The organism is Bradyrhizobium sp. HKCCYLS3077, from assembly GCF_051167555.1.
Lineage (GTDB): Bacteria > Pseudomonadota > Alphaproteobacteria > Rhizobiales > Xanthobacteraceae > Bradyrhizobium.
This window is the reverse complement of record NZ_JBNPTH010000004.1, coordinates 222,615-245,912: the sequence shown is the minus strand read 5'-3', so window position 1 is coordinate 245,912 and position 23,298 is coordinate 222,615. Positions and strand designations below refer to the sequence as shown.

The following is a 23,298-nucleotide window of genomic DNA, read 5'->3' as shown; positions in this document are numbered from 1 at the left end:
CTATGCCGGGGTGGGCGAGACTCAGACGAGCACGCTGTCCAACGGCATGCTGCGGGGGAACTGATGAGCGATGTTGAAGCTGGTGCTGGTCCGATGCCAATGCGTCAAGGTTTGGGCCATCACGGCAACGGCGCCGGGCCGGCTGATGCCAGCCAGGACCTACTCCGCGCATTACAGGCCATGCGCTCCGGCGATTTTTCGGTCCGCATGAGCGGCGACTATCTCGGCATCGACGGCAAGATCGCCGATACGTTCAACGAGATCATCGCCGCCAACGAGCGCATGGCGCAGCAGCTCGAACGTGTCGGTCAGGTCGTTGGACGCGAAGGAAAGACGCGCCAGCGCGTGCGGTTTGGGATCGCCAGCGGCTCATGGGCCGACATGGAGAGCTCCATCAACACGCTGATCGATGACCTGCTGTGGCCGACGCGCGAGGTAACTCGCGCCGTCGCTGCCGTGGCGCAAGGCGATCTGCTGCAGACCGTGAAGCTCGATGTCGACGGCCGCCCGCTGGGCGGCGAGTTCCTGCAATCGGCGACCATCGTGAACACGATGATCAAGCAGCTCAGCGTCTTCACCTCGGAAGTGACCCGCGTGGCGCGCGAGGTCGGCACCGAGGGCAAGCTCGGCGGTCAGGCCCAGGTTCCCGAGGTGACGGGCGTGTGGAAAGACCTGACCGAGAGCGTGAACTCGATGGCCAACAACCTCACCGGCCAGGTCCGCAACATCGCCGAGGTCACGATCGCGGTAGCGAACGGAGACCTCTCCAAGAAGATCACCGTCGACGTTCGGGGTGAGATCCTGCAGCTGAAGGAAGCCATCAACACGATGGTCGATCAGCTGCGTTCCTTCGCCTCCGAAGTGACGCGCGTCGCGCGCGAGGTCGGTACTGACGGCAAGCTCGGCGGCCAGGCCATCGTTCCGGGCGTCGCCGGCACCTGGAAGGACCTCACTGACTCCGTCAACGCGATGTGCGGCAATCTCACCGCGCAGGTCCGCAACATCGCCAACGTCACGACGGCGGTAGCGCGCGGCGATCTCTCGCGCAAGATCACCGTCGACGTCCGCGGCGAGATCCTGGAGCTGAAGGACACCATCAACACGATGGTCGATCAGCTCAACGCCTTCGCCTCCGAAGTGACCCGTGTGGCGCGCGAGGTCGGCACCGAGGGTAAGCTCGGCGGCCAGGCGCAGGTGCCGGGCGTCGCCGGCACCTGGAAGGACCTGACCGACAACGTCAACTTCATGGCGTCGAACCTGACGGCGCAGGTGCGCAACATCGCCGACGTCGCCACCGCCATTGCCAGCGGCGACCTGTCGAAGAAGATCACGGTCAACGTCTCCGGCGAGATCCTTCAGCTGAAGGAGACGCTAAACACCATGGTCGACCAGCTCAACGCCTTTGCCGGAGAGGTGACGCGCGTGGCCCGCGAGGTCGGCACCGAAGGCCGCCTCGGCGGCCAGGCCAACGTGCTCGGCGTCGCCGGCACCTGGAAGGATCTGACCGAGAGCGTCAACTCGATGGCGTCGAACCTGACGGCGCAGGTCCGCAACATCGCCGAGGTGACGACGGCGGTGGCCAACGGCGATCTGTCGAAGAAGATCACCGTCGACGTGCGCGGCGAGATTCTCGAGCTCAAGGACACCATCAATACGATGGTCGATCAGCTCAACGCCTTCGCCGGCGAAGTGACCCGCGTCGCGCGCGAGGTCGGCACCGAAGGCAAGCTCGGCGGCCAGGCGATGGTGCGCGGCGTCGCCGGCACCTGGAAGGATCTGACCGACAGCGTCAACTCGATGGCGTCGAACCTGACCGGCCAGGTCCGCAACATCGCCGAGGTGGCGACCGCCGTAGCCAAGGGCGACCTGTCGAAGAAGATTACGGTGAACGTGTCAGGCGAAATCCTTCAGTTGAAGGAAACGCTGAACACGATGGTCGATCAGCTCAACGCCTTCGCCGGCGAGGTGACGCGCGTCGCGCGTGAGGTCGGCACCGACGGCAAGCTCGGCGGCCAGGCCGAGGTGCCCGGCGTCGCCGGCACCTGGAAGGACCTGACCGACAGCGTCAACTCGATGGCCGGCAATCTGACCGCTCAGGTCCGCAACATCGCCGAGGTCGCGACCGCGATCGCCGGCGGCGACCTGTCGCGCAAGATCACGGTCGACGTGCGCGGCGAGATCCTGAGTCTGAAGGAAACGTTGAACACGATGGTCGATCAGCTCAACCGCTTCGCGGGCGAGGTGACGCGCGTCGCGCGTGAGGTCGGCACCGAGGGGCGGCTCGGCGGTCAGGCGAACGTGCCGGGCGTCGCCGGCACCTGGAAGGACCTGACCGACAGCGTCAACTCGATGGCCGGCAATCTGACCGCTCAGGTCCGCAACATCGCCGAAGTGACCACCGCCGTGGCGCGCGGCGATCTCTCGCGCAAGATCACCGTCGACGTGAAGGGCGAAATCCTCGAGCTGAAGAACACCATCAACACGATGGTCGATCAGTTGAACGCCTTCGCCTCCGAGGTGACGCGCGTCGCGCGCGAGGTCGGCACCGAAGGCAAGCTCGGCGGCCAGGCAGAAGTGCCCGAAGTCGCCGGCACCTGGAAGGATCTCACCGACAGCGTCAACTTCATGGCCTCGAACCTGACGGCGCAGGTTCGCAACATCGCCGAAGTCGCGACCGCGATTGCCGGCGGTGACCTGTCGAAGAAGATCACGGTCGACGTGCGCGGCGAGATCCTGCTGCTCAAGGACACGTTGAACACGATGGTCGAGCAGCTTCGCTCGTTCGCGGCCGAAGTCACGCGCGTCGCGCGCGAGGTCGGCACCGAGGGACGGCTCGGCGGCCAGGCCGTCGTGCCCGGCGTCGGCGGCACCTGGAAGGACCTCACCGACAACGTCAACCTGCTCGCGGCGAACCTCACGACGCAAGTCCGCAACATCGCCGAGGTCACGACCGCCGTGGCGCGCGGCGACCTCTCGCGCAAGATCACCGTCGACGTAAAGGGCGAGATTCTCGAGCTGAAGAACACCATCAACACCATGGTCGATCAGCTCAACGCCTTCGCCGGCGAAGTGACGCGCGTGGCGCGCGAGGTCGGCACCGAAGGCAAGCTCGGTGGCCAGGCGCAGGTGCCGGGCGTCGCCGGCACCTGGAAGGACCTCACCGACACCGTGAATTTCATGGCAGCCAATCTGACCGAACAGGTGCGCGGCATCGTCAAGGTCGTCACCGCCGTCGCGAATGGCGACCTCAAACAGAATCTGACCGTGAAGTCGAAGGGCGAGGTCGCCGCGCTTGCCGAAACCATCAACAACATGACGGAGACGCTCGCAACCTTCGCCGATCAGGTCACCAGCGTGGCCCGCGAGGTCGGCGTCGAGGGCCGCCTCGGCGGCCAGGCCAACGTGCCCGGGGCCGCCGGCACCTGGAAGGACCTGACCGGCAACGTCAACCTGCTAGCGGCCAACCTGACGTCGCAGGTCCGCGCCATTGCCGAGGTCGCGACCGCGGTGACCAAGGGCGACCTCACCCGCTCCATTCAGGTCGATGCGCGCGGCGAGGTCGCCGAGCTCAAAGACAACATCAATACGATGATCACCAATCTGAGGCTCACCACCGACCTCAATACCGAGCAGGACTGGCTGAAGACCAACCTCGCCAAGTTCACCAACATGCTGCAAGGCCAGCGCGACCTGACCACGGTCGGACGGCTGCTGCTGACGGAGCTGACGCCGTTGGTGAATGCGCATCGCGGCGTGATCTACCAGGTCGAGACCGAGCCCGGGCCGCAACTGCGACTGCTCGCCTCCTATGCCGACGACGGCGTCTTTCCGCATCGCCAGCACGTCCAGTTCGGCGAAGGATTGATCGGGCAATGCGGCATCGACAAGCGCCAGCGTCTGGTCTCCGAAATTCCATCCGACGTGATTCCGGTCGGTTCCGCCCTGCTCCGGGCCATTCCAAAGAACCTCGTCGTCCTGCCGGTGTTGTTCGAAAACCAGGTCAAGGCGGTGATCGAACTGGCGTCGCTCAGCCCGTTCACGACCTCGCAAATGACATTCCTCGAACAGCTCACCGACTCGATCGGCATCGTCCTCAACTCGATCGAGGCCACGATGCAGACCGAAGGCCTCTTGAAGCAGTCCCAGCAGCTCGCCGCCGAGCTTCAGGCCCAGCAGCGCGAGCTCCAGCAGACCAACGAGCAGCTCGAGCAGAAGGCTCAGCAGCTCGCCGAGCGCAACGTCGAGGTCGAACGCAAGAACCAGGAGATCGAGCAGGCGCGGCGTGCTCTTGAAGAGAAGGCGACCGAGCTCGCGTTGACCTCGAAGTACAAGTCCGAGTTCCTCGCCAACATGTCGCACGAGCTGCGGACGCCGCTGAACAGCATCCTAATCCTCGGCCAGCAGCTGACCGAGAATCCGGACGGCAATCTGACCGTGAAGCAGGTCGAATTCGCCCGCACCATTCACGGCGCCGGGACCGACCTGCTCAACCTGATCAGCGACATCCTCGATCTCTCCAAGATCGAGTCCGGCACCGTGACGGTCGATGCCGAGGAGATCCTCACCGCCAATCTGCTCGAGACCGTCGGCAGACCGTTCCGGCACGAGGCGGACAACCGCCTGCTGGCGTTCAACATCGATGTCGATCCGAACCTCGCGCGCAGCATCGTCACCGACTCCAAGCGCCTGCAGCAGGTGTTGAAGAACCTGCTCTCGAACGCATTCAAGTTCACCGCCGAAGGCGGCGTGCGCCTGAAGGTTTCCGCAGCCCTGGGCGGATGGAGCAGCGAACACCCCGTGCTCAACAACGCGCCGGCGGTGATCGCCTTCGAAGTCTCGGATACCGGTATCGGGATTCCGCAGGACAAGCAGAAGCTGATCTTCGAGGCGTTCCAGCAGGCCGACGCCGGTACGAGCCGAAAGTACGGCGGAACAGGTCTCGGCCTCGCGATCAGCCGCGAGCTCGCCAACCTGCTGGGCGGCGAGATCCATCTCAAGAGCGCGCCCGGCAAGGGCAGCACCTTCACGCTGTATCTGCCGCTCAAATATTCCGGCCCGGCGACGGCGCCACGCACCAGCGCGCCCTCGACCATTCCCTACGTTTCGACGCCGTCCTTGCAGCAGGCGGCCGTTCCGGAGCGGGTCATCGAGGCGCCACCGGATGATCGTCTCCATCTCGAACCCGGCGACACGATCCTGCTGGTGGTCGAGGACGATCCGCACTACGCGCGGGTGCTGATCGATCTCGCGCGTGACAAGGGCTTCAAGGTGCTGGTCGCCAGCCGCGGCGCCGAAGCGCTCGATCTCGCCAAGCAATATCAGCCTGCCGCGATCTCGCTCGACGTCTTCCTGCCGGACATGCTGGGCTGGACCGTCCTGAGCCAGCTCAAGCACAATCCGCTGACGCGGCACATTCCCGTCCAGATCATCACGCTCGATGAGGATCGCCAGCACGCGCTCGCCCGCGGGGCGTTCTCCTTCGTCAGCAAGCCGACGACCACGGAGGGCGTCAGCGCCGCCCTGTCCCAGATCAAGGAATATGCGAAGCCGCGACGCAAGCGTCTGCTGATCGTCGAGGACAATGCGGCCGAGCAGCTGAGCATCCGTGAATTGCTCGGCCATGATGACATCGAGATCGTGGCCGCCGCGACCGGCGCCGCGGCGCTCGAGACCCTGCGCAGCGCGCCCTGCGACTGTGTCGTCCTCGACCTGCGCCTGCCGGACATGAGCGGATTCGACGTGCTCGATCAGTTGCGCTCCGACGAGCAATTGTCGAGCGTCCCCGTGGTCGTCTTTACCGGTCGCGAATTGTCGGCCGAGGAGGACGCGGAACTTCACACCATGGCACGGAGCATCGTCGTCAAGGGCGTGGAGTCGCCGGAACGGCTGCTCGATGAGACCTCATTGTTCCTGCATCGGGTGATCACGGAACTGCCGCTCGAGAAGCAGCGCATGCTGGAGAAGTTGAACAGTTCCGATGAGGATCTCATCAACAAGACCGTGCTGCTCGTCGATGACGATGCCCGCAACATCTTCGCGCTCTCCAGCGTGCTGGAACGGCGCGGCATGAAGGTGCTCACGGCGACAACCGGCAGCGAAGCGATCGAACTCGTGCAGAGCAATCCGGAGATCGCGATCGTCCTCATGGACATCATGATGCCGCAGATGGATGGTTACCAGACGATCGGCGTAATCAGGCAGAACCCTGCCTTCGTCCGGCTCCCCATCATCGCGTTGACCGCGAAAGCCATGAAGGGAGACCGCGAAAAGTGCCTCGAGGCTGGCGCCTCCGACTATCTGGCAAAACCCGTCAACACCGAGCAGCTGCTTCTTGCGATCCGCATGTGGCTGCACCGCTGAACGGCTGATTCACGATGGAACATGAGAAGGTCAACATCCTCCTGGTCGACGATCAGCCGGCGAAGCTGCTGGCTTATGAAGTCATCCTGAAGGAACTCGGCGAGCACCTCGTCGTCGCCACCTCGGGCCGCGAGGCACTCGAGATCCTGTTGAAGAACGAGATCGCGGTGATCCTCGTCGACGTGTGCATGCCGGAGCTCGACGGCTTCGAGCTGGCGCAGATGATCCGCGAGCATCCACGGTTCCAGAAGATCGCCATCATCTTCATCTCGGCCATCCAGGTCAGCGACTTCGATCGTCTGCGCGGCTACGAGATGGGCGCCGTCGACTACGTGCCTGTTCCGGTCGTGCCCGAGGTCTTGCGCGCGAAGATCAAGGTCTTCACCGAGCTCTATCGGAAGACGCGCGAGCTGGAGCATCTCAACAGAGAGCTCGAAAACCGCGTGCGCGCACGCACTGCCGAGCTCGAGAGATCGACCGCGAAGCTCGTCGAGAGCGAGCAGCGGCGCAGCATGGCCATTGCCGCCGGCCGCATGGGCTCCTGGGATTGGGATGGAGCGAACGGCGACTGGATGTGGGACGAAGGCCAATACCGCATCTTCGGTGTCTCGCCGCAGAGCTTCGAGCTGAACACGGTGAACATCATGTCGCTCGTGAACCGGGAGGATGCCGAACGGGCCCGCCAAGTGATGGCGGAGTTCAGCCGCGGCACGAGCTCCTACGAAGCGGAATTCCGGATCAACAGGCCGGATGGCGAGGAGCGATGGTGCGTGGGAACGGCAGCGGCGACCACCGACAAAGCGGGGCGCGTCGTCCGTGTCAGCGGCGTGACAATCGACATCACCGAGCGCAAGCGCGCTGAAGAACGCCAGAACCTCTTGACGCGCGAGGTCGACCACCGCGCCAAGAACGCCCTGACCCTTGCTCAATCCATCGTCCGGCTGACCAAGGCGGACAACGTGAAGACCTATGTCAGCGCCGTCGAGGGGCGGATCAGCGCCCTCGCCCGTGTCCATACGATCCTGTCGCTGTCGAGCTGGCAGGGCGCCAAGATGAGCAGGCTGGTGGCCGAGGAGCTCGCGCCCTACGCGACAGGCGGCCAGGTGGCCTTCGGCGGTGCCGACCTGCAGCTCGAACCGGCGATGGCGCAGACCCTGGCGCTGGCGCTGCATGAGCTCGTGACGAACTCGGCCAAGTACGGGGCGCTCTCGGTCCGCTCCGGTCATCTCTCGGTCGAGTGGACGATTGAGGATGACCGCATCGATCTGACGTGGATCGAAACCGGCGGCCCGCTGGTGCGCGTGCCGACGGTCCGCGGGTTCGGGACGCGCAGCCTGATGGCGAGCGTCGAGAGCCAACTGGGCGGACGGGCCAATTTCGATTGGCGTCCCGAGGGACTGGTGTGTCGGCTCGTGGTCCCGCTCCGGCCCGGCGCCACCCCGCCGGAGATCACGAGCTCCTATGCCGCCATCAGCCCCGACGGCGCGAAGCAGCGTGCGGCGGGCTGAGCCGTCGCATCGCCATCAACTTTGGGTGTCGCGCGCGACCTGAACCGGCACCGATTTCGCCGCCGGCACCTTGCTGCCTTCGGCGTAGTGCCACAACGGAATCAGACCGTTGCACTCCGGATAATACGCACCGACGCTATGACGCGGGATGTCGAACGCGACCGCCTGGAGGCCTCCGAGCGAGCGCGGCACGCCGTCATCGGCCTCCGTGGACAGCCGCACGAACTCGCCCTGCTTGATGCCGAGATCGGCCATGTCGGTCGCGTTCATGAAGATCACCATGCGGCCGCCGGTCACGCCGCGGAAGCGGTCGTCCTCGTTGTAGATCGTGGTGTTGAACTGGCCATCGGCGCGCAAGGTCATCAGCTGAAAGACGCCGTTACCCTGCTGCGGCGGAGTGAGCGCCGCCTTGGGCACGGTGAAATTGGCCTTGCCCGTCGACGTCTTCCATTTGCGCTCGCGCGCGCCGAGCGGCCGCGGAAAGCCGCCGGGCTGAAACAGGCGCTCGTTGAAATCCTTGAACTGATCGGGATAGGTACGCTCGATGGCATCCCTGACCAGCGCGTAGTTGCCAACCCAGGCATCCCAGTCGACGCGCGGATTGGTCTCCAGCGTCGCCTTGGCAAAGCCTGCGACGATCGCCGGCTCGGACAGCAAGCCGTCCGCAACCGGCTGGCGCTGGCCGCGGGAGCCGTGGATGCAGGTCGTGGAATCCTCCATCGACACCGCCTGCTCGCCGCTCGCCTGCCGGTCGATCTCGATCCGACCGAGGCATGGCAGCAAATAGGTGACCTCGCCCGGCACGACGTGCGTCCGATTCAGTTTAGTGGCGACCTGCACTGACAGACGCAGTTTCGACCAGGCCGGCTCCATCAGCGTTCGCTCAGGCACGGCACGCAGGAAATTGCCGCCGAGGCCGACAAAGCCCTTCACCTCACCCTTGATGACGCCCTCGCAGGCGTCGACGGTCGCGAGACCATCCCAGCGTGGCGGCTCGAAATCATAGAGCTGCGCCAGCTTGTCGAGCGGCACCAGCTTGGTCTTTTCCGAAATGCCGACCGTGCGCTGTCCCTGCACATTGGAGTGGCCGCGAACCGGCGAGATGCCGGCACCGGGCTTGCCGATGTTTCCGCGCAGCAGCAGCAGGTTCACAATCATCTTGGCCGTCTCGACGCCGTGGCGATGCTGCGTGATTCCCATGCCGTAGTTGGCGATCACGGCATGGGAGGCCGCATAGACCTTGGCCGCCTCCAGGATCGCCGCACGATGGAGGCCGGAGGCACGCTCGATGTCGCTCCAGGACGCCTGCCGGCAGGCGGTCGCGAAGGCATCGAAGCCGGACGTATGCTGCTCGATGAAGGCGACATCGAGAACGCGCGGGCTCTTCGAGGCGATCGCGGCATCATCCGCCTCGATCACCGCCTTGCACATGCCGAGCAGCGCAGCTGCATCGCCGCCGACGCGCAGCTGATGATACTGGGTGCTGATCCGCGTGCCGCCGGTCAGCACCATCTCGATCGGATTTTGCGGATCGGTGAAGCGCTCCAGTCCGCGCTCGCGCAGCGGGTTGAAGGTGATGATCGGGACACCTCTCTTCGCGGCCCGCTGCAACGGATGCAGCATGCGCGGCGAGTTGGTCGTCGTGTTCTGGCCGAAGAAGAAGATGCAGTCGGCCTTGTCGTAATCCTCCAAGAGGACCGTTCCCACGGGAACGCCGATCACCTCGGGCAGCGCCACCGAGGTGGACTCATGGCACATGTTCGAACTGTCGGGGAAATTGTTCGTGCCGTACATACGCCCGAACAGCTGATACATGTAGCTGGTCTCGAGCGACGCGCGGCCGGATGTGTACATCACCACGGAGCGCGGATCGAGCTTGTTCAGCTCAGCACCGATCGCCCGGAACGCCTCGTCCCAGCTGACGGGGACGTAGCGATCGGACCCGGCATCGTAGCGCATCGGGTGCGACAGACGCCCCTGCTCTTCCAGCTGATGGTCGGACCAGGTCCGCAGCTCCGCTAGCGGGCGCTGGGCGAAGAACTCCGGGCCGACCGTCTTCCCGGTGATCTCCCAGGCGGTCGCCTTGGCGCCGTTCTCGCAGAACTCGAAGGGATGCGGTTTCGCCGGCTTGGCCCAGGAGCAGCTGACGCACATGAAGCCGCCGGGCTTGTTCTGCTTGAGCAGGATCTCGCTGCCGAGCAGCGTCACCTCTTCCTGCGTCAGGATGCTGGCGACGGCATGCACCGAGCCCCAACCGCCAGCGGGAGAGTCGTAGTCCTGGATTTTTGCTTTTTCACTCACGGCACATCTCCGCGGCCCATTCACGCCCGGCCAACACGGGATGAGCAGCGAAGTTCCGGAGCCTCCACGAAGGTTGCCAAGATGTAACGGTGGCTTCCGTCTGGAGAGACGCCGCGCCGGATCAATTAGGAACGACGCCGCGCGCCGAGAGTCTGTTCCAGGCTTCCGGCGGCGTTCCCCCATCTCGCTGGAGGCACTCCGTGTGGACTGCGGCCCAGCGTCCGAACCTTCGGGCGCTGGGTCCGTCCGCGCGAGGAAGCCGGGCTTTGAGCTCGGCCTCCATCGGTCTGACCGATCAGGCCGCGCTGCGCTTGAGATGGCGGCCTTCGTTGACCTCTTCGATGATCTTGGCGCTGAACGCCTCCAGATCACCTGGATTGCGCGACGTGATCACGCCCTGATCGACCACGACTTCGGCGTCCTGCCACTGGGCGCCGGCATTGGCGACGTCGGTCTTGATCGATTTGTAGGACGTCATCTTGCGCCCTTTGGCGATGCCGGTCTCGATCAGCAGCCAGGGCGCGTGACACACCGCGGCGACGATTTTCTTGGCGTCGAAGATGTCCTTGATGAACTTCAAAGCCTTCGGCTCCAGGCGCAGCAGATCCGGATTGATCTGGCCGCCCGGCAGCACGATCGCGTCGTAGTCGGACGCCGACGCCTGATCCAGGGTCTTGTCGACCTTGACGGCACGGCCCCAATCCTTCTGGTCCCAGCCCTTGATCTCGCCGGCCTCGATCGAAACGATTTCGACGGTCGCCCCGGCCTGCTTCAAGCGGTCGCGCGGCACTTCGAGCTCGGACTGCTCGAACCCGTTGGTCGCGAGGATCGCGATTTTCTTTCCCTTGATGTCCATTGCTTTCTCCTGGTCATTCGACACCCGGCCAACCGCGCGCTTGCGCCCATGTTCCGTCGGCGGCGACGGCGGATCGTCACAACTGTTCGATCGGATTGCGGGCGGAGCGGCGTGGAACCAGCTCCCGCATGCGGCGGTTTGTGAGGTGTGGCCGCCCGCTGGGGCGGGCGCCGGCCGGCCGTGAGCCCAATGCCAAGGCCGACCGCAACCTGGAGGCGCTCGTGCCCTACGCATTGTTTGAGAATGACGAACAGCTGACCCGTCCGTTTCGGACGGAACGTGAGGTCTGGGAAGCCGCGGAGCAAGCCGATCTCATCACCTTCGGCACTCACGGCGAGAAGCTTCTCGACAACAATTTCGAGATCAAATCCTGCGAGGCCAGCCCGGAAGAACTCGCAACGGTGCCTCCGGACATCGTGCTTCCTGAGCCCCCAAAAGCGGATTTCGAGGAGCAGCACGACACAGGCCAACAGGCAACGCTGTCGGCGCTGCAAAAGAAACGGCCAGCCGAGCAGTGAATGACTGCGCTGCTCTAGCCTTCATCCCACCGGGTCAAGCTCGTCGCGTGCGGCGGGATCTTATCCTGGCACCCCATTCGGTCGACGGGCCATGAAAGAGTGCCATGAAACCTGCAGTGACAGGCTTGCGCTGATTGCAAGCGTGGACGCCCATCACTCATTCGCTGCGGGTCCATTTGCTCGCCAGAGCCCGACCGCGGACCCTCAACGGAACCTCCACGAGGCGCCAATTTGCCTCGGCCGCAAGCGCCAGGATCACGATCCACGACAGGTAGAACTTCGCCGTGGCCGAACCGGTTGGGGTCGCGCCTCCCGTCAACCGCCACCACAACTCGACAACGAACGCAATCGCGATGCAGTGGATGACGTAGATCGAGTACGAGCGCGCAGCGATCCAGAGCACGACCTTCCGGACACGTTCGTTTTGTGAAGGACCGAACCAGCCGGCCTCAAAATGAGCAATCGTGACGATTGCAACCGAAGCGATCGCCGAGATTCCGGCATTGAAGCTGACGGCTCGTCCGGTGATCATCGTCAGGATAGCAAAGAGCACCCCGATCGTGACGGCCTTCGTCGTCCACTTCGCTGCCGCCAGGGGTTCGCGAAACATGCGCAGCCCCTCCCAGGAAGACAACAGATACACCATGACTCCGCCGCACAACGCGTCGGTTCTGATATAGAGCAGAAGCGATCCGTCCGGGCGGGTCAGGAAGAGCTGGATGAAGGCAATGAGCGCCAGAAGAGGAAGGAGCCTGTCCAGCTTCTTGTACGACCACAAGGTCAGGACCAGCAGCGGAAAGCAGGCATAGAACTGTTCTTCGAGCGACAAACTCCAGAGCGGACCGAGCGGATAGACAGGATTGCTGAAGCAGAACCCTTGCGCACAGTAGCCGTGATGGAAGTTCATGATCTGGGCGAGAGCCGAAACGCCCCCGACGATCGTTTCCTTGATCGGCCCGAACGCACCCGATCGGTTGAAAGCCGCGGCGAGCACGATGTCGGCGACGACCCAGAGCAGGACGGTGGGCCAAAGCCGATAGATGCGCTTGATCCAGAAGGCGACAACCTCCCTCCACGCCGCTTCGAACGACGAGGCGGCGAGGAGTCCCGGCAGGAAGCTCCGAGCGATCACGTAGCCGGAAATGGCGAAGAAAAGGTCGACGCCGGCCTGACCGAGATTGAAGTAGCTGCCTATCGTCGCGGCCCAGGCCGGCTGCCAGACCGTCAGGTAGTTGAACGAGTGCTGAAACGCCACGATCGTGATGGCGACCGCGCGAAGCGTTTCGATTTCCTCGTTCTTCTTTTCAGTCCGAACGTGGGAGCTATGAACTGGCCCTGCCTGCTCGCTTTCGCTGCCCCCAGCCAGGGTCACGCCATGCATGCGCGCTCAGTCCCAGGGGGTCGAGCGATCGTCGAGGAAATCGGCAAATTCCTTTCCGAGCACGCTTGCGGCGCGCTTCTCGACCAGATCATTTCCGGTACCGGTAAACACCATATCGAGGTTCTTATCCATGCAAACAGTGCAGAAGCTGTGCTTCTGCTTCCGGTCGAACAGCTCGTCCCGGCTGACCTCGAGATAGTTCCTCGCAATCAGCTGCTCGTTATTGAACGTGGCACAGCACAGGGCGACCGAACCGTCATAGTTGAGCGCCGTGCGGCGGACACGGAACTCGCAATCGAAATTCTTGGGACGAATCTCGCCCAGCATCCGGCTCCGCTCCTCCATCGGCACGACAAGCTTGGCAAGAAGCGCCTTGTCGGCGTCGTTCAATGTGCCATCGCCTGCGTGAATGGCCTTCTCAAGGGGCATGAACGTCGCGATGCTCGGCATGAAGTAGAAATCAAGCTCGTCGCACAGGCGTCTGACCGCTGCAAAATCATCCGGAAAGTTGGTGCGGTAGACGTGAAATCCGACCTGGATCGGAACGCTGATCCCGGTTTCGTCCATATGATGCCGAAGCAGATACATGTTCGACTTCACGAGGTTGATGTCGCCGCCAGCATGCGTCTGCTGATAGACTGCGTTGGTGTAGCCGGACAATGAGATGCGGATGTAGCCCGGCTTCGCGCGAATGATCTCGCGCATGTTGGGAAAGGAGTTCAGGTTGGTCGACAGGCCGATGCCGATTCCATTCTCTCTGGCGAGCCGGATCATGTCCGGCAAACTCTTGTGAAGCGCCGACTCGCCCCAATTGAAGAGATCGATGTAGACCCGCTCACCGGGATGCTCGCGTTTGATCTTGTCCAGGATGTCGCGATACATCTGCATGGACATGATGCCTTTCGGCAATTGGCTCGGTGAGTTTCCTACCGGACAGGACGGACATCGCAGCGTACAGCTGCCGACGACGTCCATCGCAAAATAGTAGTCCGCTTGGGTCTCCTGCTCGATGACACGCCACAAAGCGGCTTGGCGGCGGCCGCGTTTCGCGCGCTCCTGCTCGGCGTCAATTATCGAGCTGTTGGATCCGTTAGCTGGGGACGAGTTCGCTTGAGTATTGCCGCGCGAGGCGTCCTGTGACCGACGCTGCAATCCGGCAAGCGTCTCCGACCGAACGACAGAATAACCCAATGCATTGAATGTGCGCCCCACGAGGGCTTTCAGTTGCTGCTTCAATGATCACCCACCCAACTTGCCCCGGGATCGCCTGCACAATTGACGCTTCAAGGGAGCATATAAGGCCCTCGGAAGCCCATGAACGACCGCTAAATGCCGGAAGACTTACTCTTATTCTGCACACAGAAACTGTGTCCGCAAACGATACGTTGACGGCAGTCCGACCGACCGGACCGCTGACCGTGCCCGCGTTCGAGCGATCCGTGTAAGCTACGGACGCGATTGGAGAAACGGAACTGGGGAAAACCCGATGCGCATGCGCGGACCGCATCGGGTATCCGGCCGCTCCGTTCCTCCGCGCTTTCGGCCCCCACCGCCGCTGATGGCTTGCGCGCGGGGAAATCCCGCGCGCATCCGTCGTCGTCAGCCCCCCTCCCGGAGGCGCCTTGGGCAGCTCCGCGCCCCGGTCGCCTCGCCTCATCTCGTGACAGCGCGGCGGTCATCGGCATTCTGACACCACAACGGCCCAGACCGACAAACGACGGTGCAGCCAGACGCGATCGCGAATCAGCTCATTGTTGTCTAGACTCCGCCCCCTCGCGAGGAGTCCCCCATGGTTGCGGACAGTGACAGCAAGGTTGCCTGGCATCGCGCCCAGCTCAAGAAGAACCGCGCGGCCTTGAAGCAGATCGAGACGACGCGGTTCACGGTCGGCGAAAGCGCCGATGGGAAGGCGATCGAGCGAACCAAGCGGCAGGTTGCGGAACTTCAGGTCAAGATCCGCGAGTCCGAGCAGCTCATCGCCCAGCACGACAAGCAGACTCGACGTCCCCTGGGCACGGATCTCAGGAGCCTCTCCAACGTCGCCTGGCGCAATTGGACCGGCAACGGCCCGCGTTGAACCTGGACACGCGACTCCGTCAGTCCACGATCTTTCGATGCGCACCGCCAGCCGTCTCGGATACTGTCGAAACATTCGAAGGCCGGGACGTCTCATCAGGCCTCCAGCGCGCCAGCCGCTCGTCGCTGCGACGCAGGGCATCGAGATCGATCCGTCCGTCTGACAGCGCTTGCCTGGCGCACGCAAAGACCCGGTGAAACTGAGTGCCGTCATAGGCCACGAGCAGCAGATCGGCGCCACCATTGAGAGCCTCCACGACCGCCTTGCAGAGGTCGCGGCCGTAGATTGCCCCCATCACGAGATCATCGGTGATGATGACGCCCTGATAGTGCCACTGCCCCCTGATCAGGCCGTCGAGAACCTTCCGGGAGTGCGAGGCAGGCCGCTCGGGATCGACGGCGTCGACCGTCACATGCCCGACCATCATCGCCGCCTGCGAGCGTTCCAGCACGTGACGGAACGGTCGCCAGTCCGATCGTTCCAGGGCATCGACGGGCGCATCCAGCTGAGCCGAGAAATGGTGCGTATCGGCCTCGACCCGACCGAGGCCCGGAAAATGCTTGACCGCCGCGCGAACGCCGCTGGCCTCCAGACCCTGGACATAGCCGAGCGCGATGTCACCGACCACATCCGGATCCCGCGAAATCGCACGCCGACCGATCAGGGTGTGAAAATCCAGCGGATTGCGGGTCCAATGCGGGCGAAGGTCGACGACCGGCGCCAAGTTGAAGTTGACCCCCGCGGCCGCAAGCCCCTCACCCTGGGAGCGTCCCAATTCGAACGCGGCCCGCGCGCGCCGGTTGGCGGGCAGATCGGCGAGTGTGGAGAGGCCGGGGATGTTCGGCAGCACCGGCGACAAATGCGCGACGCTGCCCCCCTCCTGATCTGCGGCGACGAGGAGCGGCGGGAGACCTGCACCGCGACGTTCGGCCTGCAAGCGGGCGAGCTCGGTGCGCAGGTGAGCTTCCGTCCGTCCGCGGATATTGTGATGGGTGACATAGACGCCCGCAATCAAGCCGCGCTGCGCCAGCGCAGCGGCATCGTCCGCGGACCTGTAGCCGGCGATGAAGTGCCGTCCGAGCAGCAGCGCCACCTCGGGCTCGGTCCGGAACGTCTCGTATTTCCGCCAGGCGAACATGAACTGGGTCGCCGTCAACGCGATGAGCGGAACGCACCAGACCAGCAGCAGGGCTCGCGCGGCGATGCCGCGTCGCCAGCTTCCGCTCAGCACCAGAAGGAGCGGAACAGCCAACCCGATCACCAGCAAGGCGGCATGACCGGGGCCGCGCAGCCGGACCAGATAGGGTTCGTTGCTGTTCAGCGTGATGAAAACAAAGAGCGCCGCAAGGATCCAGAGGATCACGGTCCTGATACGTCCGAACATGTTCGACAAGCCGATCCACACGAATGAAGACGGTGATTGCGTAACAACGACAATTGGGGTGCGCCAGCCGGAGAAGCGCGTCTGCACGAATTCTGCAAACAAATCCTGAGATGCTGCAGACAGTCTCGCGACCGACTGCACGAGCGAGCCTCATGTTGAAATCCCAGGATCGCGGCAGCCCAGCCGTAACGACTGAAACGAGGATCTTCGCAATGAGCAGCTCCGCTGAGCTGACCGGCACGCCCACCGCCGGCCAGGCCAAGTGGCTCAAATTCGTCTGCGCTCTCGGCCTGCTGTGGCTCGCCGACATCATGTTCTACAACCAGCCCATCGGCCTCTGCGTCGTGCTGTTTGCAATCGCCTTGTTCGCAGGCTGCGTCCTCGTCAATTGCGACAAGATCGACAGCCGCCGCTGGATCGTGGCGGCCGGCATCTTCGTCGCCGGTCTCGCTCCGGGCCTCGAAGGCCTGGATATGCTGTCGTTCGCGATCCTCGTGCTCACAACGATATCGGCCGTCGCGGTGTTGACCGATCCGAGCGCGGCCGGACTGCGGGTGCCGCTGACGGCCGCACGGCAGCTGCTCCTCGCCGGACCGTTCAGGCTGATTGCGGACACCATCGCCATCCTCCAAACCAACGTCCTGACCCGTTTCCTGCTGGCGTGGAGCATTCCGCTGGCGCTGTACGCCATCTTCATCTTCCTGTTCGCGGCGGCCAATCCGGTGATCGAGCAATGGCTCAATCGCTTCCGCCCCGACCACGTCGTGTCTGATGTCAGCGTGGCCAGGGTCGTCTTCTGGCTCATCGCACTGTCTCTGATCTGGCCGTTCATGCATTTGCGCTGGCGCCAGCACAAACCGGGTCCGGCCGCACCGGATGCCGTTGCGCAGGACGTGCGATCGCCGCTGGACTCCGTGCTTGGTCCGCAGGTCATCCTCCGCTCGCTGCTCATGTTCAACGTGCTGTTTGCGCTGCAGACCGTGCTTGATGGGCTCTACCTCTGGGGACATCTGGCGCTTCCGGACGGCATGAGCTACGCGGCGTATGCTCATCGCGGCGCCTATCCGCTGATTGCGACCGCGCTTCTGGCGGCCGCCTTTGTCGTCGTCGCCATCCGTCCACAAGCAGCCGATCAGTCGAGGCTCGTCCGACCGCTGGTATATCTCTGGGTTGGACAGAACGTGATGCTCGTCATGTCCTCGATCCAGCGGGTGCATCTCTACATCGAAACCTATCTGCTCACCGGCTGGCGGATCGCGGCGTTGATCTGGATGGCGCTGGTCGCCGTGGGGTTGATCCTGATCGTGATCCGTATCGCTCAGGACCGTCCGACGCGCTGGCTGATCCGCGTAAATCTCGTCGTGCTGGCAGCCACCCTCTACGGGTGCTCCCTGGTCAATTTCGACAAATTCATCGCCGACTACAACGTGGCCCACAGCCGCGAGGCCGGGCGGGGCGGCGTCGCCCTCGATCATTCCTATCTAGCGCGACTGGGGCCGCAAGCCCTGCCGGCGATCCGGCGGGCCATGTTGTTGTCGCCTCAGGCCCCAGAGCTGGCGCGTATCCATGGCGTGCTGCTGGCGGACCAGGCCAGGGACAGGGCGTCATGGCGAACCTGGAGCTTTCGCGGCTGGCGCTTGCAGCGTGATCTCGATACACATGCCGCAACGCAGACGCCAAGCTGACACTTGCCATGGAGCGCCGCTTGTCTCCCCGAATTCTCATCGTCGACGATGATCCGCACATCCGCGAGGTCGTGCGCGTCGCCCTGAGCAAGGCCGGCATGGCCGTGACGGAAGCCGCCGACGGCCGGGCCGCCCTCGCGAAGTTCGCAGATGATAGACCGGACCTGATCGTGCTCGACGTCGGCATGCCGGAGTTCGACGGCCTGGAAGTCTGCCGGCGCATCCGCCGGACCTCGCAGGTCCCGATCCTGTTTCTTTCCGCCCGGGACGAGGAGATTGATCGCATTCTCGGCCTCGAGATCGGAGGAGACGACTACGTCACCAAGCCGTTCAGCCCGCGCGAACTCGTCGCTCGTGTCAATGTGATCCTGCGTCGCGTCACCTCGGGCGGTGCCGATCGCGCGACCGAGGCGGAGGAGCTGGCTCACGGCCGGCTTCGTCTCGACCCGCAGCAGCATACTGCGCGCTTCGGCGACACCCCCCTGACCTTGACGGCGCTCGAATTCAGCATCCTACGGACGCTGATGACGCGTCCGGCGGTCGTCTTCAGCCGCGAGCAGATCATGAGCGCGGCCTATCAGCTCAACATCCAGGTCTCCGACCGCACCATCGACAGCCACATCCGCAACATCAGGGCCAAGCTCGCGGCCGCGCATTGCGAGGACGCCATCGAGACCGTCCACGGCGTCGGCTTCCGGCTGGGCCGCTGCGGCGCGCCATGATCGCGCCGAAGCCGAAGCGGAAATGGCGTCCGTCGCTGGGACAGATCGTGTTCGGCGTGCTGGCGCTGGTCGGCACCCTGCCCCTCGTCGGGCTGTTCTTCTTCCGCATCTACGACAATCAGCTGATCCGGCAGACCCAGGCCGAGCTGATCGCGCAGAGCCGAGTGCTGGCCGCTGTCTTCGCCGAAGAGGTCGCCGCGCGCCTGGCCTCAGGCATTCCTCTGGGCTTCGAAATCCCGCTTGAGGCGCGCCCCGATGCGGCCGACGAGGTCACGCCGATCCGCCCTCTGCTCGATCTGCTGGCCAACGATCTGTTCGTGCGCCGTCCCGATGCGCGCGAGGCGATCCATCCGGCCGATCCCGCCTATGTGGCCATCGGTGCGCGGCTGCTGCCGATCATCAAGGAGACGCAGAAGGTCACGCTGGCGGGCTTTCGCGTGCTCGACCCGCAAGGCGTCGTGATCGCCGGCCGCGACGAGATGGGCAAGTCGCTGGCCCATATCGACGAGGTCGCGAGCGCCCTGCAGGGCCGCTACAGTGCCGCGCTCCGCATCCGCATTCCCGACAAGGCGCCACCGCCGATCTATTCGATCAGCCGCGGCGTCGGTGTGCACGTGTTCTCGGCGATGCCAGTGATCGTCAACGATCACGTTGCGGGGGTCATCTACACCTCGCGCACGCCACGGAACATTTTCGAGCATCTCTATCAGGAGCGCGGCAAGTTCATCGCCGCCGGGTCGACCATCGTCCTGACGACGCTGCTGGTCGGCCTCATCGTGTCGCGGACGATCACGCGGCCGATGCGCGAGCTCGTTGATCGCGCCGGCCGGATCGGCCGCAACGACCCCGCGGGCTTTCGTCCCCTCGCCCATTACGGCACGCGCGACTTCGCCGAGCTGGCGGAACACTTCTTCGCCATGGCCGAGCAGCTGGCGCAGCGCTCCAACTACATCCGAAGCTTTTCGGCGCACCTGACCCACGAGCTCAAATCGCCGCTGACCTCGATCAAGGGCGCCGCAGAGCTGCTGCTCGATTCCCTTGCCAGCGGCTCGGCGACCCTGACACGCGCGGAGCAGGAAACGTTCCTCACCAACATTCTTGCCGACGCGGATCGCCTGACGGCGCTGGCCCAGCGCCTGCGCGAGCTGGCGCGGGCGGAGACCATGTCGACGATCGACCCCGGCGGCGTGGCGGAGGCGGTCGCCATGCTGCGGCAGCGCTTCCCGGCGACCACGATCGAGGCGTCCGGTCCGGTCGACCGCAAGACCTCACTCTCGAGCGAAACGGTCCTGATCGTGCTCACGCATCTGGTCGACAACGCGGTCCGCCACGGGGCGCGGCGGGTCCGGTTCGATGCTGTGGATCGTGACGGTCAACTGGTCGTCATTGCCGGCAACGACGGCGATCCCATCTCGCCCGACAATCGCGACCGCATCTTCGATGCGTTCTTTACGACCCGGCGGGACAGCGGCGGCACCGGCATGGGGCTGGCCATCGTACGCGCCATCCTCGCAAGCCACGGCGGAGAGATCCTGCTGCTGTCTCCCGAGACGGGGGTCGCGTTCGAATTGCGGCTGCCGCTGGCCGGTGATCGCGGAACATCTATCTGAGATGGCGCCGCTGGCTGCCTGCGATCCTGAAGTTGCTCCGGCGCCTCGGATGGCGACCGCCAATCCCCAGCCCAATCCCGGGGCTGGCAGCGGCGACGTTCTCCCGATCGTTTGTATACGAGCAATTTGTGCCAAGAGGCCGCCCGTCGCGCGCGCCGGACCAGGATGCCGCAGATCGGCTGCGCAATTCGCAAATGACTCGCGCGCGCGATCCGCGTAATCTCCGGCGCGATTGCACCATCGGCCAGCGTTCCATTGGCCTTTCGGGAGACCTTGATGACTTCGAGCCGTTTCGAGATCAGCCGCCGGACTGCCCTGTTGACCTCCGCCGCCATCGCCGCGAACGTGGTTAATCCTCTGCGGGCTTTCGCCCAGGAAACCCCGCGCAAGGGCGGCGTGTTCAACGTCCACTACGGCGCCGAGCAGCGCCAGCTCAATCCGAGCCTGCAGGCCTCGACCGGCGTCTACATCATCGGCGGCAAGATCCAGGAGAACCTCGTCGATCTCGATGCCAACGGGCAGCCGGTCGGCGTCCTCGCGGAGAGCTGGGAAGCGACACCCGACGGCAAGACGGTCACCTTCAAGCTGCGCAAGGGCGTGACCTGGCACGACGGCAAGCCGTTCACGTCGGAGGACGTCGCCTTCACCGCGATGAACATGTGGAAGAAGATCCTCAACTACGGATCGACCCTGCAGCTGTTCCTCACCGCGGTGGACACGCCCGATCCGCAGACCGCGATCTTCCGTTACGAGCGGCCGATGCCGCTCAATCTGCTGCTGCGCGCGCTGCCCGATCTCGGCTACGTCTCGGCCAAGCACATCTATGAGAACGGCGACATCCGGCAGAACCCGACGAACCTCGCGCCCGTCGGCACCGGTCCGTTCAAGTTCGTGAAGTACGAGCGCGGCCAGTACATCATCGCCGACCGCAACGCCGATTACTGGCGCCCGAACGCGCCCTATCTCGACCGCATCGTCTGGAAGGTGATCACCGACCGCGCCGCTGCGGCCGCGCAGATGGAGGCCGGCGAGCTGCACTACAGCCCGTTCTCGGGGCTGACGATCTCCGACATGGCCCGCCTCGGCAAGGACAAGCGCTTCATCGTCTCGACCAAGGGTAATGAGGGCAACGCCCGTACCAACACGCTGGAGTTCAACGTCCGCCGCAAGGAGCTTGCTGACATCAAGGTCCGCCGCGCCATCGCGCACGCGATCAACGTGCCGTTCTTCATCGAGAACTTCCTCGGCGATTTCGCCAAGCTCGGCACGGGCCCGATTCCGTCGACCTCGACCGACTTCTATCCGGGCGCGGATACCCCGCAATATCCCTACGACAAGGCCAAGGCGAAGGCGCTGCTCGACGAGGCCGGTTTCAAGCCCGCCGCCGGCGGCAACCGGTTCTCGCTGCGGCTGTTGCCCGCGCCATGGGGCGAGGACATCTCGCTGTGGTCGACCTTCATCCAGCAATCCCTGGGCGAAGTCGGCATCCAGGTCGAGATCGTGCGCAACGACGGCGGCGGCTTCCTCAAGCAGGTCTACGACGAGCACGCCTTCGACCTCGCCACCGGCTGGCACCAGTACCGCAACGACCCGGCGGTTTCGACAACGGTGTGGTACCGCTCGGGTCAGCCCAAGGGCGCGCCGTGGACCAACCAGTGGGGCTGGGACGACGCCAAGATCGACAAGATCATCGACGACGCCGCGACCGAGGTCGATCCGGCCAAGCGCAAGGCGCTCTATGCTGACTTCGTGCGCGAAGCCAATACCGAGCTGCCGGTGTGGATGCCGATCGAGCAGATCTTCGTCACCGTGATCACGGCGAAGGCACGCAACCACTCGAATACGCCGCGCTGGGGATCGTCGAGCTGGCACGATCTCTGGCTTTCCGCGTGAGCCGAACTCGGTCAGAATGAGGCCATGCGCATCCTGAGCCTAGCGGGGCGGCGACTCGTCGCCTCGATCCCGACCCTGTTCCTCATCCTGATCGGCGTCTTCCTGCTGCTGCAGCTCGCGCCGGGCGATACGGTCGACGCCATGATGGCCCAGATGGGCGGCGGCGACGCGGCCACCGCCCGCGAGTTGCGCCGGTTCTACGGCCTGGATCTGTCGGTGCCGATGCAGCTCGCCAATTATCTGTGGCGGCTGGTGCGGCTCGATCTCGGCTTCTCGGCGATCTACGGCAAGCCGGTCGCGGCCGTGATCCTGGAGCGGCTGCCGCCAACCTTGCTGCTGATGATCTCGTCCCTGTCGTTCGCGTTCTTTTTCGGCCTGATCTTCGGCGTCATCGCCGCGCGCAACGTCAACCGCTGGCCTGACACGCTGATCTCGACCCTCGGGCTCGTCTTCTACGCCACGCCGTCGTTCTGGTTCGGCCTGATGGCCATCGTCGTGTTCTCGATCTATCTGCAATGGCTGCCGGCCGGCGGCTTCGAGGATATTGGCGCGGTCGGCACCGGGATCTGGCGCGTGCTCGACATCGCCAGCCACCTCGTGCTGCCATCGCTGACGCTCGGCCTGATCTTCCTCGCGATCTATTTGCGCATCATGCGCGCCTCGATGCTCGAAGTTCTCAATCTCGACTTCGTCCGCACCGCCCGCGCCAAGGGTCTCGACGAGACCCGCATCATCACCCGCCACGTGCTCCGCAACGCCTTGCTGCCCATGGTGACGTTGATCGGACTGCAGGCAGGAACGATGCTCGGCGGCTCGGTCGTGGTCGAGACGGTGTTTTCGCTGCCCGGCCTTGGCCGCCTTGCGTATGAGTCGGTCGTGCAACGCGATCTGAACACGCTGCTCGGGATCGTCTTCGTCTCGGCGCTGCTCGTGATCCTCGTCAATTTCATCACCGACCTGCTCTATGCCCGGCTCGATCCGCGCATCGCGGCGGAGAGCTGAG

Annotated in this window: 14 protein-coding genes; 9 read left to right on the top strand and 5 right to left on the bottom strand. The window is 64.3% G+C overall.

Annotated features, from left to right (window positions below):
* Window positions 1-99 precede the first annotated feature (99 nt).
* Window positions 100-6,360 carry a HAMP domain-containing protein gene (locus tag ACQR0Z_RS17290; RefSeq protein ID WP_434919449.1) on the top strand — a complete coding sequence of 2,087 codons (6,261 nt, stop codon included), beginning with the start codon at window positions 100-102 and terminating at the stop codon, window positions 6,358-6,360.
* Window positions 6,361-6,374: 14 nt separating this feature from the next.
* Entirely contained in the window at window positions 6,375-7,868 is a 1,494-nt protein-coding gene (locus ACQR0Z_RS17285; protein ID WP_434919448.1) for an HWE histidine kinase domain-containing protein, read from the top strand.
* Between the two features lie 15 nt (window positions 7,869-7,883).
* On the opposite strand, the gene ACQR0Z_RS17280 is transcribed toward ACQR0Z_RS17285, so the two are convergent.
* Together ACQR0Z_RS17280 and ACQR0Z_RS17275 are read right to left on the bottom strand one after the other, a co-directional pair.
* Complete coding sequence (locus ACQR0Z_RS17280) at window positions 7,884-10,169, bottom strand: FdhF/YdeP family oxidoreductase (RefSeq protein ID WP_434919447.1); 2,286 nt, start codon at window positions 10,167-10,169, stop codon at window positions 7,884-7,886.
* 295 nt (window positions 10,170-10,464) lie between these two features.
* Entirely contained in the window at window positions 10,465-11,025 is a 561-nt protein-coding gene (locus ACQR0Z_RS17275) for a type 1 glutamine amidotransferase domain-containing protein (RefSeq protein WP_434858960.1), read from the bottom strand.
* A gap of 128 nt (window positions 11,026-11,153) precedes the next feature.
* Between ACQR0Z_RS17275 and ACQR0Z_RS17270 the strand changes: the two genes are divergently transcribed.
* A complete protein-coding gene (locus ACQR0Z_RS17270; RefSeq protein WP_434919446.1) occupies window positions 11,154-11,543 on the top strand; it encodes a hypothetical protein in 390 nt (129 codons plus the stop codon).
* A gap of 157 nt (window positions 11,544-11,700) precedes the next feature.
* Here the strand turns inward: ACQR0Z_RS17270 and ACQR0Z_RS17265 are convergent, their stop codons facing one another.
* Both ACQR0Z_RS17265 and ACQR0Z_RS17260 read right to left on the bottom strand, forming a co-directional pair.
* Entirely contained in the window at window positions 11,701-12,924 is a 1,224-nt protein-coding gene (locus tag ACQR0Z_RS17265) for an acyltransferase family protein (RefSeq protein ID WP_434919445.1), read from the bottom strand.
* Between the two features lie 6 nt (window positions 12,925-12,930).
* Window positions 12,931-14,160: a hypothetical protein gene (locus ACQR0Z_RS17260; protein ID WP_434919444.1), complete on the bottom strand. Its 1,230-nt coding sequence runs from the start codon at window positions 14,158-14,160 to the stop codon at window positions 12,931-12,933.
* Window positions 14,161-14,713: 553 nt separating this feature from the next.
* Here ACQR0Z_RS17260 and ACQR0Z_RS17255 point away from each other — a divergent pair.
* Window positions 14,714-15,001: a hypothetical protein gene (locus tag ACQR0Z_RS17255; RefSeq protein WP_434919443.1), complete on the top strand. Its 288-nt coding sequence runs from the start codon at window positions 14,714-14,716 to the stop codon at window positions 14,999-15,001.
* A gap of 19 nt (window positions 15,002-15,020) precedes the next feature.
* Here the strand turns inward: ACQR0Z_RS17255 and ACQR0Z_RS17250 are convergent, their stop codons facing one another.
* A complete protein-coding gene (locus ACQR0Z_RS17250) occupies window positions 15,021-16,385 on the bottom strand; it encodes a glycoside hydrolase family 3 N-terminal domain-containing protein (protein ID WP_434919797.1) in 1,365 nt (454 codons plus the stop codon).
* Window positions 16,386-16,495: 110 nt separating this feature from the next.
* Between ACQR0Z_RS17250 and ACQR0Z_RS17245 the strand changes: the two genes are divergently transcribed.
* The 5 genes from ACQR0Z_RS17245 to ACQR0Z_RS17225 all read left to right on the top strand — a co-directional run bounded on the left by ACQR0Z_RS17245 (window position 16,496) and on the right by ACQR0Z_RS17225 (window position 23,297).
* On the top strand, window positions 16,496-18,070 hold the full coding sequence (locus ACQR0Z_RS17245; RefSeq protein ID WP_434919442.1) for a DUF4153 domain-containing protein: 1,575 nt from the start codon (window positions 16,496-16,498) through the stop codon (window positions 18,068-18,070).
* 20 nt (window positions 18,071-18,090) lie between these two features.
* A complete protein-coding gene (locus tag ACQR0Z_RS17240; protein WP_434919441.1) occupies window positions 18,091-18,792 on the top strand; it encodes a response regulator in 702 nt (233 codons plus the stop codon).
* Complete coding sequence (locus ACQR0Z_RS17235; protein WP_434919440.1) at window positions 18,789-20,402, top strand: ATP-binding protein; 1,614 nt, start codon at window positions 18,789-18,791, stop codon at window positions 20,400-20,402. The genes ACQR0Z_RS17240 and ACQR0Z_RS17235 overlap by 4 nt, the downstream gene beginning before the upstream one ends.
* Window positions 20,403-20,678: 276 nt before the next feature.
* A complete protein-coding gene (locus ACQR0Z_RS17230; RefSeq protein ID WP_434919439.1) occupies window positions 20,679-22,295 on the top strand; it encodes an ABC transporter substrate-binding protein in 1,617 nt (538 codons plus the stop codon).
* Between the two features lie 24 nt (window positions 22,296-22,319).
* Window positions 22,320-23,297, top strand: coding sequence for an ABC transporter permease (locus ACQR0Z_RS17225; RefSeq protein WP_434919438.1), 978 nt, complete (start codon window positions 22,320-22,322; stop codon window positions 23,295-23,297).
* Window position 23,298 lies beyond the last annotated feature (1 nt).